This is a genomic window from Streptomyces sp. NPDC042201 (genome assembly GCF_055582185.1).
In genome coordinates this window covers 124956-139658 of sequence record NZ_JBVJDS010000008.1, presented here as the reverse complement: position 1 = coordinate 139658, position 14703 = coordinate 124956, and the positions used below count along the sequence as shown (strand labels likewise).

Sequence of the window (14703 nt, the reverse complement as noted above, 5' to 3'; positions counted from 1 at the left end):
CGTCCGGTCGGCGATGCCGACACCGCGTTGCGAGTTTTTGACCGCGGCGCGATTCCGCTCGGGCGCGGCGGGAGCAGGGTGGACGAGAATGCCGGCCATGACTGACACCATCTCGCCGCTGGTCGCCCTGCTCGGTCTGGAACCGCATGTCGAGGGCGGCTGGTTCAAGGAGACCTGGCGCACCGGGAGTTCCGCCGTCCCGCCCGGCTACCCGGGGCCGCGCGCCTTCGCGACGGGCATCTACTTCCTGCTGCACCCCGGCGAACGCTCCGCCCGCCACCTTGTGCGCTCCGACGAACTCTGGCTGTGGCACCGGGGCGGACCGCTGCGGCTGCGCATCGGCGACGAGACCCATGTCCTGGGCCCGGCCGTCGAGTCCGGCGAACGGCCGCAGCTGCTGGTTCCAGCCGGGGTCTGGCAGTCGGCGGAACCGGCGGGCGACGAACCCACGCTCGTCACCTGTGTCGTCTCGCCGGGCTTCGACTTCGACGACTTCACCCTCGACCCGTCGGCCCCCTGATCAGCCGGATACGGCGACGCCGCCGCCCGGAGGAAAGGGCGACGGCGACGGCGTTGACCTGAGGTGGGGGGTGGAAGGGTTACTCCCACTCGATGGTGCCCGGCGGCTTGCTGGTCACGTCGAGGACCACGCGGTTGACGTCCGCGACCTCGTTGGTGATCCGCGTGGAGATCTTCGCCAGGACTTCGTACGGCATCCGCGTCCAGTCGGCGGTCATCGCGTCCTCGGACGAGACGGGCCGGAGCACGATCGGGTGACCGTACGTCCGTCCGTCGCCCTGGACGCCGACGGAGCGTACGTCCGCGAGGAGCACCACCGGGCACTGCCAGATGTCGCGGTCGAGCCCGGCGGCGGTCAGCTCCTCGCGGGCGATGGCGTCCGCCTCGCGGAGCAGGTCGAGTCGCTCCCTCGTCACGGCGCCGACGATGCGGATGCCGAGGCCCGGCCCCGGGAACGGCTGGCGCTGGACGATCTCGTCCGGCAGGCCCAGCTCCTGGCCGACCATCCGGACCTCGTCCTTGAACAGCTTGCGCAGCGGTTCGACGAGCTGGAACTCGATGTCGTCGGGGAGCCCGCCGACATTGTGGTGGGACTTGATGTTGGCGGTGCCGCTGCCGCCGCCGGACTCCACCACGTCCGGGTAGAGCGTGCCCTGGACGAGGAAGGCGACGTCCTCGCCCTCCGCGCCCGCCTCGGCGACGATCTCGGCCTGGGCCTGCTCGAAGACACGGATGAACTCGCGGCCGATGATCTTCCGCTTCTGCTCGGGGTCGGAGACCCCCGCCAGCGCGGTGAGGAAGCGCTCCTCCGCCTCGACGACCTTGAGCTGGACGCCCGTCGCGGCGACGAAGTCCTTCTCGACCTGCTCGGTCTCGCCCTTGCGCATCAGCCCGTGGTCGACATACACGCAGGTCAGCTGGGAGCCGATGGCCTTCTGGACGAGGGCGGCGGCCACCGCCGAGTCCACTCCGCCCGACAGACCGCAGATGGCGCGCTTGGTGCCGACCTGCTCGCGGATGAGCGCGACCTGCTCGTCCACCACATTGGCGGTGGTCCAGGTCGGCTCGATACCGGCGCCGCGGTAGAGGAAGTGCTCCAGGACCTGCTGGCCGTAGGTGGAGTGCATCACCTCGGGGTGGTGCTGGACGCCGTACAGCTTCTTCTCGTCGTTCTCGAAGGCGGCGACGGGCACGACGTCCGTGGACGCGGTGACGGTGAAGCCCTCGGGAGCGGCGGAACAGGCGTCGCCGTGCGACATCCAGACGGGCTGCTCGGCCGGGGTGCCCTCGAAGAGGGTGGAGCCGGTCTTGGAGACATGCAGCGGGGTACGGCCGTACTCACGCGCTCCCGTGTTGTCGACGGTCCCGCCGAGGGTCGTCGCCATCAGCTGGAAGCCGTAGCACATGCCGAAGACGGGGACGCCGGCCTCGAAGAGCGCGCGGTCGACGCTCGGGGCGTTCTCCGCGTACACGGAGGACGGGCCGCCGGAGAGGATGATCGCCTTGGGGTTCTTGGCCAGCATCTCGGCCACGGGCATCGTGGACGGGACGATCTCGCTGTAGACCCGGGCCTCGCGGACGCGGCGGGCGATGAGCTGGGCGTACTGCGCTCCGAAGTCGACAACGAGGACGACATCGGGGGCGGCGGCGGGGGGCGCTGCTGGCACGGGCGGCCTTCCGGCGGTGATGAGCATGGGATCGGGTTACATCGATTCTAACGGGGGGCGATGACGCCATTTCGTCTCACCATCCGAACCCGCTGTGGTCCCGGCGGAGGCATCGGGTCCATACTGTCCGCATGCACAAGCAGCTGACCTTCGTCTTTACCTATGGCACCGGCCCGTCCGGCTGCCATGGTCGTGCTGCTTGATCTGACAAGCGACTTCCCAGGCGCCCCGGGCCGACAAGGCCCGGGGCGTCTGTCGCGTTCGGGGGCCTGCCGCTCCGGGGCATCTCTCCCCGACAAGGAATCCGACATGACGACCGACACCACGACCGGCACGACGACCGGCACCACGATCGGCCCGGCCCGCACCGAGAAGACCGGCGCCCGTACGGATGAGGCGGCCACGCTCATCGGTGACGCGCGTGAACGTATCGACGCGCTGGACGACCGGATCATCGGTCTCGTCCAGGAACGCATGGCGGTCTCGGCCGTCATCCAGGACGCCCGCCTCACCTCCGGCGGCCGCCGGGTCAATCTCTCCCGTGAGATGGAGATCCTCGGTCACTACCGGGACGCCCTCGGCAAGCCGGGCACGGCGCTGGCGATGACGCTGCTGGAGCTGTGCCGGGGCCGTATCTGAGTTCGGGGACCGCCCTCACCCGTACGGCGCGTGACCGCCCCCGGCGGGGCTTCGTTGGGCCGTACGGGCACGCAGCGAAGCAGAATCCCGCCGTTGGCTCCGCCGGGGCGTGCGACGTACCGCAGGTGCGTCGTGGGACCTCGCCCCGGCGCCCGTGACCGGTCGGCAGGGGACAGCGGCCCGGTCACTCAAGGCCGGCCGGCCCGGGGACGCCCGGCGCCGGCCGGCCCCCCGGATCCTCCCCCACGCGGGTGTGACGCAGGCCACTTAAAGATTCTGTGAAGTGGACAACAACCATTTCCGCACGTCACGGGTCTTGCATGCGAAACCAAAGGCCACACCCGTGACCCCCACCCGGAGGGCCCCAAGACTCCGCACCGCGTATCGGCGGTGCGCCGACTTCGCTGAGGTCTTCATGAAGCTCCGCCGCGCTATGGCCGTCGCAGCCGCGACCGCTGTCATAGCCCCTGCCGCTTTCTTCGCGGCGCCGGCCGCGTTCGCGACCGACGGTGACACGACCACCCCGCAGACCAGCGCCGAGTCCCCCGCACCCGAAATCTCCGAGACCCCGAGCGAGGGCGAGAGCACCCCGCCCGCCGGGGAGACCTCGGAGCCCGCCGGCGAGACGTCCTCGCCGGCCGAAGAGACCTCGAAGCCGGCGGAGGAGACCTCCAAGCCGGCCGAAGAGACCTCGAAGCCCGCCCCCGAGACCTCCGCGCCGACCCCCAGCGAGGACCCGTCGGAGCCGGCCGACGAGTGCCCGACCGATGACGACGGAAACGACCTGAACTCCGCGCTCGAGCTGGGGATCAGCGGTCTGCCCGGCAAGATCGTCGCCGGCAGCGGATGGCACTCGTTCTCGCTGCGCGCGACCAACACCTCCGACAAGGCGCTCGGCACCGTCGAGTGGGCGCTCTTCGTCGACAACTTCTCGGAGAGCTGGGAGGAGAAGGACTGGCTCAGCTCCTACGCCGAGATCGAGTTCCAGGACAAGAACGGCGCGTGGGTCTCGATCTCCGACGAGTTCGGCACCGGTGCCTACTTCGGCGAGACCGAGCTGGGCGCCAAGGCCTATGTCGACCTCAAGCTGCGGCTGAACATCAGCGCCAAGGCCCCGGCCGGCGACGGCTACGCGCTGGGCCTCGCCGGCTACGCGGACGCCGACCAGAACTGCTACCACAGCGCCTACGCCGACTGGTACTTCACGGTCCTGGCCTCCGGCTCCGGTAACGAGAACCCGGGCGAGGCCGAGCCGGGCAAGGGCGACAAGCCCTCGGAGGGCCCGAAGCCGCAGGGCGGCTCCAAGGAACTCCCCGCCACCGGCAGCCTTGCCGAGACCGGGTCGTCCTCCATGGTTCCCGTCATCGGTATGGCCGGCGGAATCGCCATCGTCGCCGGTGCCGGCGTGATGTTCGCGATGAAGCGCCGCCGGGACGACGCCACCGCGTAAGGCGTACGGACAGAGAGAGGCGCTGCACTCGGAGGGGGGTGCAGCGCCTCTCTCTGTCTCTACTGTCTTTCTGTCTCTCTGCTTCTTTCCGTCGGCTTCTGTCCGCCCGCCCGCGTTACTTCTTCTTCGGCGGGATCTTCGGCATCTCCAGGAACGGCAGCTTCAGTGCGCCGAACGCCTCCGGCGGGACCGCCGGGGACATCGGCTCGACCGGGGCGGGACGTAGGTACGCCGTGCCCGCGCCCTGTTCAGGGCGCGGATCCGGCTCGCCCTTGTTAGGCCAGAAGGACATCGCGCGCTCGGCCTGCGCCGTGATCGTCAGGGACGGGTTCACGCCCAGGTTCGCCGAGACCGCCGAGCCGTCGACCACCGAGATCCCCGGGTGGCCGTACAGCCGGTGGTACGGGTCGATCACGCCCTCCTCCGCCGACGCGCCGATGGCACAGCCGCCCAGGAAGTGCGCGGTCAGGGGCGTGCCCATCAGCTCACCCACATTGCTGCCCGGGAAGCCGTTGATCTCCGCCGCGATGAGGGTCGCGGCCCGCGTCGCCTCCGGGATCTGCTTCGGGTTGGGGGCGCCGTGGCCCTGGCGGGCGGTGAGCAGGCCCTTCCCGACGCCACCCGGTTTGCGGTACGTCGTCAGGGAGTTGTCCAGCGACTGCATGACCAGACCGATGATGGTCCGCTCCGACCAGCGGCGGTTGGAGAGCGAGCGGAGCAGCAGCGCCGGATGCCTGGCCGCGTTCCCGAGCCATGCCCGTACCCGCCGCTCGCTGTGCGGCACCTGGAGGATGGACAGCGCGCCCATCGCGTTGGAGCCCCTGCCGTAACGCACCGGCTCGACATGGGTGGAGTCGTTCGGGTGGATCGAGGACGTGATGGCGACGCCCTTGGTGAAGTCGGCCTTCGCCGCTCCGTGCCGCGCGCGATAGCGCCGGTTGTCGGTCTGCGCGCCCACCAGCGCCTCGGAGTTGGTACGGGTCAGCTCGCCCAGCCTCGCCGAGATACCCGGCAGCAGGCCCCGGTCCTTCATGGTGTGCAGCAGCGTCTGCGTGCCGTACGTACCCGCCGCGATCACCACCCGGCGGGCGCGCAGGTCCTTCGTACGGCCCTTCCGGCGGGCCCGGCGGGCGCCCGTCGGCACGGTCGAGACGCGGTAGCCGCCCGCCTCGTCCTCGGTCACCGCGACCACCGAGGTCATCGGGTGGATGACGGCGCCCGCCCGCTCCGCCAGATACAGATAGTTCTCGTTGAGGGTGTTCTTCGCGCCGTGCCGGCAGCCCGTCATGCATTCGCCGCACTCGGTGCAGGCGTTGCGCGACGGTCCCGCCCCGCCGAAGTACGGGTCGTCGACGGCCGCCCCCGGCCCGGCCGTGGCCGTACCCTCCGCGTCCTCGCCGTCGCCGAAGAAGACGCCGACCGGGGCCAGATGGAAGCTGTCGCCGACGCCCATCGCGTCGGCCGCGGCCTTCAGATGGACGTCCGAAGGGGTCATGGTCGGGTTGAGCCGTACGCCGAGCATGCGCCGCGCCTGGTCGTAGTACGGCTTCAGCTCCTGCTCCCAGTCGGTGATGGACGCCCACTGCGGGTCGTTGAAGAACGCCGCGGGCGGTACGTACAGCGTGTTGGCGTAGTTGAGCGAGCCGCCGCCGACCCCGGCGCCCGCCAGCACCATCACATTGCCGAGCAGATGCACGCGCTGGATGCCGTAGAGCCCGAGGGCGGGCGCCCAGAGGTAGTTCTTGATGTCCCAGGAGTTCTTGGGGAGCGTCTCGCGGGTGAAGCGGCGGCCCGCCTCCAGGACGCCGACGCGGTACCCCTTCTCGGTCAGCCGCAGCGCGGAGACCGACCCGCCGAAGCCCGAGCCGACCACGATCACGTCGTAGTCGTAGTCGTACGCGCCGCCGTCGGCATCGGCGACGCTGTCGGGCTGGTTCCGGGCATGGCTGTCCTGTGACACTGGCTCTCCTCGTTGAGAACTACCGCGCTGCGCACTACCGCGTGGCGGACTACCGCAGCCGTAGCGCCTTCATGGCCCGCAGACTGCGGCTCATGAAGGCCGCGTACTTCTCGTCGTCCATCCCGAGGGACGGGGCCATGGGCAGGATCCGCTGCTGCGCGACGGTCTGGGCCTCGGTGTACTTGAGGATGCCCTCGGAGCCGTGCCGCCGGCCGAGACCGGATTCCTTCATGCCGCCCATCGGCGCCCGCACGCTGCCGTACGCCGACGCGTATCCCTCGTTGATGTTGACCGTGCCGGTCCGCAGCCGGGCCGCGACCGCCCGGCCCCGCCGGGCGTCCTTCGTCCATACGCTCGCGTTGAGGCCGTAGGGCGTGCCGTTGGCGCGGGCGATCACCTCGTCCTCGTCGCTGAAGCGATAGACCGAGACGACCGGGCCGAACGTCTCCTCCGTACAGACCGCCATCGGTGCCTCGACGCCGTCGAGGATGGTCGGCTCGTAGAAGAGCGGCCCGATGTCCGGCCGGGCCACACCGCCGGCCAGGACCGTGGCGCCCTTGGCGACGGCCTCCTCGACATGGCGGGCGACCGTCGTGAGCTGACGCTCGCCCACCAGGGAGCCCATGTCGGCGCCGTACGCGAGCGAGTTGCCGAGCCGCATGGCCTTCGTGCGGGCGGCGAACCGCTCGATGAAGGCGTCGGCGACCGACTCGTGGACGTACAGCCGCTCGATGGAGATGCAGAGCTGTCCCGCGGAGGAGAAACAGGCACGCACCGCGCCCGCCGCCGCCTTCTCCACATCCGCGTCCTTCAGGACCAGCATGGCGTTCTTGCCGCCCAGTTCGAGGGAGACCCCGACCAGCCGCTCCGCCGCGCCCCTGGCCACCTCGCGGCCGGTGCGGGTCGAGCCGGTGAAGGAGACGTAGTCGGCGTGCTTGACGACCTCGGGGCCGACGACCGGGCCCTCGCCCAGCACCACCTGGAAGACCTCGGCCGGCAGCCCGGCCTCGATCAGCAGGTCACGGGCCCACAGCGCGGTGAGCGCGGTCTCGGTGTCCGGCTTCATCACGAGGGCGTTGCCCGCGACGAACGCGGGCAGGGCGTCGCCGACGGACAGCTCGAACGGGTAGTTCCAGGGCGCGATCTGGCCGACGACCCCGCGCGGCTGGCGCAACTCGGTGACCTTGGTCAGGGTGGGGATGGCGCCGGTGTGGCGCTTCGGCCTCAGATAGGACGGCGCCGTGCGCCCGTAGTGGCGGGCGGCAACGGCCACGGCCTGGATCTCTTCATGGGCGTGCAGCCGGGCCTTGCCGGTCTCCAGCTGGATCAGGTCGAGCACCTCGGCCTGGCGTTCCAGTACGAGATCGTGGAAGCGGAGCAGCACGGCGGCCCGCTGCCGGACGGGCAGGGCGGCCCAGCCCGGCTGGGCCGCGCGGGCCCGCCCGAAGGCGGTCGCGACGTCCTCGGGCGTGGACTCGGGCAGATCGGCCAGCTTCTCCCCGGTGAAGGGGGTGTGGTTGGCGGTACGGCCGGAGCCCACGACGCCATGGGTGAGCTGGGCAACCACCTCGGGGGTGACCACATCGGCCGCGGTGCGCGCACCGGCCGGGGCGGCGGCCACCGGGTTGGTGCCGAGGGCGCCGGGGCTGACAGTGGGGGCCTGCGAGTCCGTCATGGGGCCGAGAGTATGCCGCATCCGGAGCTTTGGGTACCCGTCGGTAACACCTTTTCACCGGCCGTCCACCGGCCCCTAGGACTGCTCGATGTCGAGGTGGTCGACGACGTTCGCGAACAGCTCCTCGCCGTCCTTCACGGCCGCGCCCTCGGCGGGCATGGCCACCCGCAGCCGCAGATAGACATCGTTCTCGTCGGGGATGACGAGTTCGTGCCAGCGGTAGCGGACCGGGTCGTCGTCCGACGTACTGTATTCCGTGTAGTCGACGACGGTCTCGAAGCCCTGCTTGCCCTGGTGCTCCGCCTTCTTGGTGGTGACCTTGGCGTCCTTGATCTCCGTGCCGTTCTCGCCGCCGCTCTCGTAGTACGTCTCCCAGACGTCCGGATCCGGCGCCAGCACCTCGTTGTCCGCCCGCTTCTCGACCCGCTCCACATAGATGTGGAAGACATCGCTGGGGTCGTCGTAGGCGACATTGCTGGCGGGGGTTCCCCGGTCGTCCTGCGTGCGCTTGTACTCGTCGGGTACGGCGACCTTCGCGTGCAGGATCTCCTTCTCCTGACGGACGGCCCAGCCCTCGGGCAGCTCATCGCCCCCGAAGGGACTGGCGAAGATCAGGGCCAGGGCGACGGCCACGGCGAGCACCCCGCCGCCGAGTCCGTACCGCGCCGTGCGGTTGCCGTGCAGCACCGGCGGCACCCAGGCACCGGCGCCCGTCACCCGCGCACCACCGCTCTGCAACAGCTGCGTCGCGGCGAGCGCGGCCTGCGGCGGTCGCGCCACCGAGTCGAGGGTCTGGCGGATCTCCGCCGCGTCCGGCCGCGCCGCCGGGTCCTTGCGCAGCAGCCGCATCACCAGCGTGCCGAAGGCCCCTGACCCGCGCGCGGGCATCTGCGGCTCTGCGGACAGCACCGCCTGGAGGGTCGCGGGGGCGTTGGAGCGGCGGTACGGGGACATGCCCTCGACCGCCGCGTACAGCACCACACCCAGCGACCACAGGTCCGACTCGGGCCCCGGCCGCTGCCCCAGCACCCGTTCGGGCGCGATGTATTCGGGCGAGCCGACGAACGCGCCGGTCTCGGTCAGGCCCTGCTCGCCCTCGATCTGCGCGATGCCGAAGTCGCTGAGCACGACCCGACCGCCTCTTCCCAGCAGGACGTTGTCCGGCTTGACGTCGCGGTGCAGCACGCCCTTCTCGTGGGCCGCGGTGAGCGCGTCCAGCACGGCGAGTCCGATCCGCGCGGCCTCGCGCGGGTCGAGCGTGCCCTCCTGCAGCCGGTCGGCGAGCGACTGGCCGCGCACCAGCTCCATCACGATCCACGGCTTGGCGTCCTCGACCACCACATCGTGCATGGTGACGACGGACGGGTGGTCGATCCGGGCCGCGGAGCGCGCCTCGCGCTGCATGCGCAGATACACCCGGTCCCGGTCGTGCTCGCTCACGTGGTCGGGAACGCGGGGCTCCTTGACCGCCACATCGCGGTCCACGACCTCGTCGTGCGCCAGCCAGACCGTGCCCATACCGCCGTGCCCCAGCCTGGAGACGAGCCGGTAGCGGCCACCGAGCACCCGTCCCTCGGCCGGATCCCGCCGCGCGGTCTCCGTCGGCGCGTACCCGGGCGCCGCGGGACTCTGTGACTGCGGCGGCACCTGCGGCGCGTTCGGCGGCCGGAGTGCGTAACTGGTGGGCTCCTGGCCGGTGGGCTCGTTCACCCGTCCCCCGTCGTTGGTCATGCTCACATCCTTACGAAGTGCGGTCACGGTTGCCACGGTGAAAGCGGCCCCGTTCACTGTGCCCGATCGCTGTGCTCGCTCGCTGTGCCCGTTCGCTGTGCCTGTTCACTGGCCGTTCACTGGCCGGAAGCGACGGGCGGCGGCTGCCAGCTGCGCAGTACGGCGTCGAACTGCTTGCGCGTCGTCGCCCAGTCCTCTTCGGGGCCGGACATGTAGATCGCGTACTCCGTGCTGCTGTCGTCCGAGTAGTAGATCTGGTCGATCGCGTGCCGCCTGCCCGGGTGCGTCTTCTCCTCGGTCCAGGTGAACTCCCAGCTCGCCGAGTGCGTCTGGTCGCGGTAGGTGTTCGGGGCCAGCTTGATCCGGTCGTACTCCGGAAGCCGCTGCAGGCTCTTCTCCATGCTCAGCATGTGCATGTACGGGTTCTCGAAGTCGGGCGAGCCGACGCTGATGCGCAGGAGATGGCGGCCGTTGTCCGGGGTGAAGTCGATCTGGTCGCCGTCCATCTGGCGTTCCCAGCCCTCGGGGACGTTGAGGCTGAAGCCCTCGTCGGCCTGGACATGGACCCAGCCCTCCGGTATGGAACCGGCCGCCGTCGTACCGCCGTTCGCCGTCCCGGCGCTTGCCGTCCCGCCGGTCGTCGTCCCGCCGGTCGTCGACTGGCCGGTCGTGGCGTTCTCTTCCGGGGAGCCGTCGTCCTTTCCGTTCACGTACTGAAGCGCCGCGAAGCCGGCGCCGCCGCCGAGGACGGCCGCGATGACGACGGCCACGACCGTCCTACGCCAGCGGCCGCCGCGGCCCGGCGCCGAGGAGGCGGGGAGCGGGGCGGGAACGGCCGAGGGAACGGTCACGGCCGGAGGCAGCTGCGCACTGACGCCCTGCCGGTCACCGTCCGGCATGACCCGCGTCGGGATGTACGCGTGCGCCTCGGTCGGCGGCCGCCCCTCCAATACTTCGCGCAGCATCCGCTCGGTCTCGGCCACCCCGGGCCGGCCCTCCGGGTCCTTGCACAGCAGCGCCGCGATCACCGGAGCGAGCGGCCCGGCCTGGTCGGGGTAACGCGGCTCCTCCGTGACCACGGCCTGCATGGTGGAGATCGGTGAGGTGCGGCGGAACGGCGAATTCCCCTGGACCGCCGTATAGAGCGTCGCCCCCAGCGACCAGAGGTCGGAGGCGGGACCGGGATCGCCGCCCCGTACCCGCTCGGGTGCCAGATAGTCGATGGAGCCGACCAGTTCACCGGTCCTGGTGATGGTCGAGTCGCCCTCTATCGCCGCGATTCCGAAGTCGGTGAGCAGCACTCCGCCGTCGCGCGCGAGCAGGACATTGCCGGGCTTGACGTCGCGGTGCAGCACCCCGGCGGCGTGCGCGGCGCGCAGCGCGCCGAGGACTTCGAGACCGATCCTGGCCGCCTCGCGCGAACCGATCCGGCCGGACTCCTTCGCCTTGTCGGCGAGGGAGGGGCCGTCGACGTACTGCATGACGATCCACGGCCGGCCGTCGTGGTTGAGGACGTCATGGACGGTGACGACGCCCGGGTGGGTGATCCGGGCCGCGGCCCGTGCCTCCTTCTGCGTCCGCTGGTGCAGTACGGCCCGGTCGGCCTCGGAGACGTACCGTCCGGCCGTCAACTCCTTGACGGCGACGGTCCGGTGCAGCACCTCGTCGTGCGCACGCCACACTTTGCCCATGCCACCGCTGCCGATGGACTCGCCCAGCCGGTAACGCCCGGCGAGCACGAGCCCCGTGCCCGTACCCGCTCCCGCGCCCATGCCCGTTCCCTGCGAATGATCCACGTCCCCCGCCCCGTTCATTGGTTTGACAGGGTACGGAGGCGAGGTACGGACGGGGAACCTCGGGTGGCGCACGGAAACAGCACTGTGACGCGCGGACGCGCCCAACAGGCGTCAGTCCGCCGCCCGGTAGGCCTCGGTGGCCTGCTGATAGATCTCGCTGACCTTGTCCCGCTGACCGTCGGGACCGATGACCTGGATGATGTGGTACCGGTCGCCGACGATCATGGCGAGGTTGCGCACATAGACCTCGCGGCCGCCGCTGTCCTGCCAGGTGAACTGGCCTTCCGCCATGGCCTGCTTGCCCACGTCGATCCGCCGCAGGCCGGAGGCGCCGGCCCAGGACGAGTCCCGGAAGGGCTGCAACTCCCGTTCCACGTTGCGCTGGTACTCCATGGGATCGCTGCCGCCGTCCGCCACCGTGTCCCGGCCGGGGACGACGATCAGCGTGAATTCCCCTTCGGTGTAACGGACTTGCCTGCTCTCGTTGATGGGCTGTCGCTGCCAGTCCTTGCCGACGGCGATCCGGAACCCCTCGGAGTCCTCGCGCAGGGTGTAGCCCTCGGCAAGATCGACGGCGGGACCGGAGGTCTGGGGCGCGGCGGACGTGCTGGGATTCGCTTCCCCGACTTGCTGCCCCTGCTGTCCCGTACCGGCCTTGGGCAGGAACATCACGGCGTACACGATGGCCCCCACGAGCAGGAGCAGTATCAGCACGAGCAGGGTGCGGCCCAGCGAACGGGGGCCACGCCCCCGGCCCTGCTCGTGCCGCTCCGCCCGCTCGTGCCTCTCCGGCCGCTCGTGCCGTTCCAGCCGCTCCGGCCTGCTCATCCGCTCCGGTCGCTCGCGCGGCTCCTCGGCCATGTGCTGGTGCTGGGGCCGGTGCTCGTACGGCTGCTGATACGGGCGCTGTTCCTCGTAGCCGCCCCTGCCGCCCTTCTCCTTGCGCTCCTTGCCCTTCTTGTGACGGTGGCGCCCCTGGCCCACGTCACGGCCGCGCCCCCAGCGCTTGCGCACCAGCTCGCCCCGGCGCCGCACTATCGGCAGCCGCTCGTCCACGGACGGCAGCGGTACGACGTCGAGACCGGCCTCCGGCTCGGGCGCGGACCGTACGAGCGAACGCAGCCAGCCGCGCAGCTCCTCGAAGTCCGGCCGCTCGGTGGGGTCCTGACGCAGCAGCGACTCGACGACGGGGCGCAGCGGGCCGCACTCCTCGGCGAAGGCGGGCGGTTCGGCGCAGACGAGCTGCACCAGCTCGGCGGCGTTCTCCTCCGGGTACGGGGCATGGCCCTGCACCGCGCGGTACAGCAGCGCGCCGAGCGCCCACAGGTCGGTGGAGGGGCCGATGGGCGGTGCCAGCTGCCAGTTCTCGTGTACGGGCCCGGCCTGTTCGGGCGCCCAGCGCTCGGTGACGGCCCCGACCACGGCGATGCGCGCCTGCCGGGCGCGCTCGGCGGCGAGGGGCGTGGCGGGACCGCGGTACGCGGGTACGGACCCGCTCGCCACGATCTCGTCCCACCGGCCCGCTCCGGCGGGCTGCCCCGCCACGGCGGGCAGGTGCGCCGTCTGCCGCTGCGCGTCGGCGCGCATTCCGTCCCGTGGCCCGGTGCTCTGCCCACCGCCGCCGCCGGACGCGGAGTAACCCGAGCCGCCGCCCCGGGCCATGGCCACGTCGGTACCGGGCGGCAGGGCGGGGGCGCCGCCCGGGCGGTCACCGGCCGGGGGAAGCGCGGGCGTACCACCCGGGCGGCCGCCGGCTGCCGGGACTCCCGACGCCGGGAGTCCGGACGCCGGGAGTCCGGACGCCGGGAGTCCGGACGTGTCACCGTGGGCGGATCCCGAGCCGAAGGGGCCGGCCGAATCGGGGCCGTACGGGCTGCCGCCCGCCGGGACCGAACCCGAGGCGTCGTTCCACGGCGCGGGGCCGTCGCGCCAGGTGCCGGCGAGTTGGGCGCGGTAGGGCGTGGGCGGGTCGTCGTCCTCGTCGGCGTCCGGCTCCTCGAAGCCGCGCGGCGGCTGCGCCCACCAGTCGGGGTCGGAGCTGCCGCCGTGCGGCGGGTCCTGCGGCCCTTCGCCGGCTTCCGGCCGCCTCGGCGGGGGCAGCACGCCCTCGTCGGCGCGCCGGTCGTCGTCAAAGCGCTGATCGTCGTCGGAGCGCCGGTCGTGGTCGGAGCGCTGGTCGTCGGAGCGCTGGTCCTCGCCGGCGCGGGCGGCGGCGCGCGCTCCCGCGCGGTAGGCGGCGATGGCACCGGCGCGCGCGGCGCGGATGTCCCCGGAGGCGTTCCCCGAGGCGTTCCCGGCGGGCAGCGCCGCCCGGCCGCCGTACGGGGCGGGGACCCCCGGCGTGCCGTGGTGGGGCCGGGGCATCGCGCCGGACGTACCGGACGAGGTGCCGTCGTCGTACGGGAGGTCGAGGCGGGGCGCCCCCAGCGCGGGGCGGCCCGGCGAGCCGGGCACTCCCGCCGTCGACCCGCGATCGTAGGGCAGTTCCGGCGCCTCGGGCCCCGGCTGCTCCCGCGGCGGAGCGAGCTGCTCCGGCGGTGCGGGCTGATCCCCGGGTCCGAACTGGTCCGGTGGTCCGAACTGGCCGGGCGGCTCCGGCACCGGCGCGTATCCGCACAGCGCTTCCTCGGCCGCGCCCGCCGCGAGCCCGGTCAGCACCACCCGTCCGTCGTCGCAGACCAGCACCGTACGGACGGTGATGTTCCGGTGGGTCCAGCCATGGGCGTGCAGCACGCGCACGGCCGTGAGCACATCGGAGGCGATCTCGGCCGCCCGGTAGGGATTCAGCGGCTTCTCGGCGAGCAGCGCCGCCAGCGGCCTGGCCGCGACCAGTTCGCTCACTATCCACAGCGAGCCGGCCTCCGCGAACACGTCGAAGACCTGGTCGAGACGGGGATGGTCGGGGATCTGGGCAGCGCTCTGCGCGGCCTCGATGGCCCGCCGCACCGCCGGGTCCGTGGCCCTGCGCGGCGCCCGCCCGGAGACCCGCCGCGGGGCCGCGGCGCCCTCCGCGTCGATGACCTCCGCGTCCACGACCTCCGGCAACGGCACTTGCCTGACGAGGACTTCCTGCCCGCTGTACGTGTCGAACGCCCGGGTCTCGACAAGTTCGAACTCGTCGGAGGGCGGCAACGGCAGGCGATAGCGGTCGGCCAGCACCCGTCCCGCGTAGTCGTCCACGACGCCTCCCCACACACGCTGTCTCCCGGTCCCGGAGACCCGCGAAACCGCCAATTCCGGTCGTTTACCGGCCCATTGTGGATGCG

At 71.7% G+C, this 14703-nt stretch carries 9 protein-coding genes; 3 read left to right on the top strand and 6 right to left on the bottom strand.

What is annotated here, in order from left to right:
- The first annotated feature begins 97 nt into the window (after positions 1-97).
- Positions 98-520 (top strand): cupin domain-containing protein, encoded by a 423-nt coding sequence (locus ACZ6MZ_RS20785; protein WP_384189479.1) that lies wholly within the window; start codon positions 98-100, stop codon positions 518-520.
- A 79-nt stretch (positions 521-599) separates the two neighbouring features.
- Here the strand turns inward: ACZ6MZ_RS20785 and guaA are convergent, their stop codons facing one another.
- Positions 600-2186, bottom strand: a complete 1587-nt coding sequence (gene guaA, locus ACZ6MZ_RS20780; protein ID WP_384336322.1) for a glutamine-hydrolyzing GMP synthase — start codon at positions 2184-2186, stop codon at positions 600-602.
- 309 nt (positions 2187-2495) lie between these two features.
- On the opposite strand from guaA, the gene ACZ6MZ_RS20775 reads away from it, so the two are divergent.
- A complete protein-coding gene (locus ACZ6MZ_RS20775) occupies positions 2496-2825 on the top strand; it encodes a chorismate mutase (RefSeq protein ID WP_469353468.1) in 330 nt (109 codons plus the stop codon).
- Positions 2826-3258: 433 nt separating this feature from the next.
- Positions 3259-4275 (top strand): LPXTG cell wall anchor domain-containing protein, encoded by a 1017-nt coding sequence (locus tag ACZ6MZ_RS20770; RefSeq protein WP_469353465.1) that lies wholly within the window; start codon positions 3259-3261, stop codon positions 4273-4275.
- A gap of 115 nt (positions 4276-4390) precedes the next feature.
- Here the strand turns inward: ACZ6MZ_RS20770 and ACZ6MZ_RS20765 are convergent, their stop codons facing one another.
- From ACZ6MZ_RS20765 to ACZ6MZ_RS20745, 5 genes are all read right to left on the bottom strand, one after another.
- Positions 4391-6235 (bottom strand): GMC oxidoreductase, encoded by a 1845-nt coding sequence (locus ACZ6MZ_RS20765; protein ID WP_469353463.1) that lies wholly within the window; start codon positions 6233-6235, stop codon positions 4391-4393.
- 49 nt (positions 6236-6284) lie between these two features.
- Complete coding sequence (locus ACZ6MZ_RS20760) at positions 6285-7910, bottom strand: succinic semialdehyde dehydrogenase (protein ID WP_469353461.1); 1626 nt, start codon at positions 7908-7910, stop codon at positions 6285-6287.
- A 75-nt stretch (positions 7911-7985) separates the two neighbouring features.
- Entirely contained in the window at positions 7986-9641 is a 1656-nt protein-coding gene (locus ACZ6MZ_RS20755) for a serine/threonine-protein kinase (RefSeq protein ID WP_469353459.1), read from the bottom strand.
- 116 nt (positions 9642-9757) lie between these two features.
- A complete protein-coding gene (locus ACZ6MZ_RS20750; protein WP_469353737.1) occupies positions 9758-11413 on the bottom strand; it encodes a serine/threonine-protein kinase in 1656 nt (551 codons plus the stop codon).
- A 135-nt stretch (positions 11414-11548) separates the two neighbouring features.
- Complete coding sequence (locus ACZ6MZ_RS20745) at positions 11549-14617, bottom strand: protein kinase (protein WP_469353457.1); 3069 nt, start codon at positions 14615-14617, stop codon at positions 11549-11551.
- Between the last annotated feature and the right edge of the window lie 86 nt (positions 14618-14703).

Coding starts and splice junctions, on each gene's coding strand:
- ACZ6MZ_RS20785 (WP_384189479.1), top strand. CDS start 98: ATGACTGACACCATCTCGCCGCTGGTCGCCCTGCTCGGTCTGGAACCG.
- ACZ6MZ_RS20775 (WP_469353468.1), top strand. CDS start 2,496: ATGACGACCGACACCACGACCGGCACGACGACCGGCACCACGATCGGC.
- ACZ6MZ_RS20770 (WP_469353465.1), top strand. CDS start 3,259: ATGGCCGTCGCAGCCGCGACCGCTGTCATAGCCCCTGCCGCTTTCTTC.
- ACZ6MZ_RS20760 (WP_469353461.1), bottom strand. CDS start 7,910: ATGACGGACTCGCAGGCCCCCACTGTCAGCCCCGGCGCCCTCGGCACC.
- ACZ6MZ_RS20755 (WP_469353459.1), bottom strand. CDS start 9,641: ATGACCAACGACGGGGGACGGGTGAACGAGCCCACCGGCCAGGAGCCC.
- ACZ6MZ_RS20750 (WP_469353737.1), bottom strand. CDS start 11,413: ATGGGCGCGGGAGCGGGTACGGGCACGGGGCTCGTGCTCGCCGGGCGT.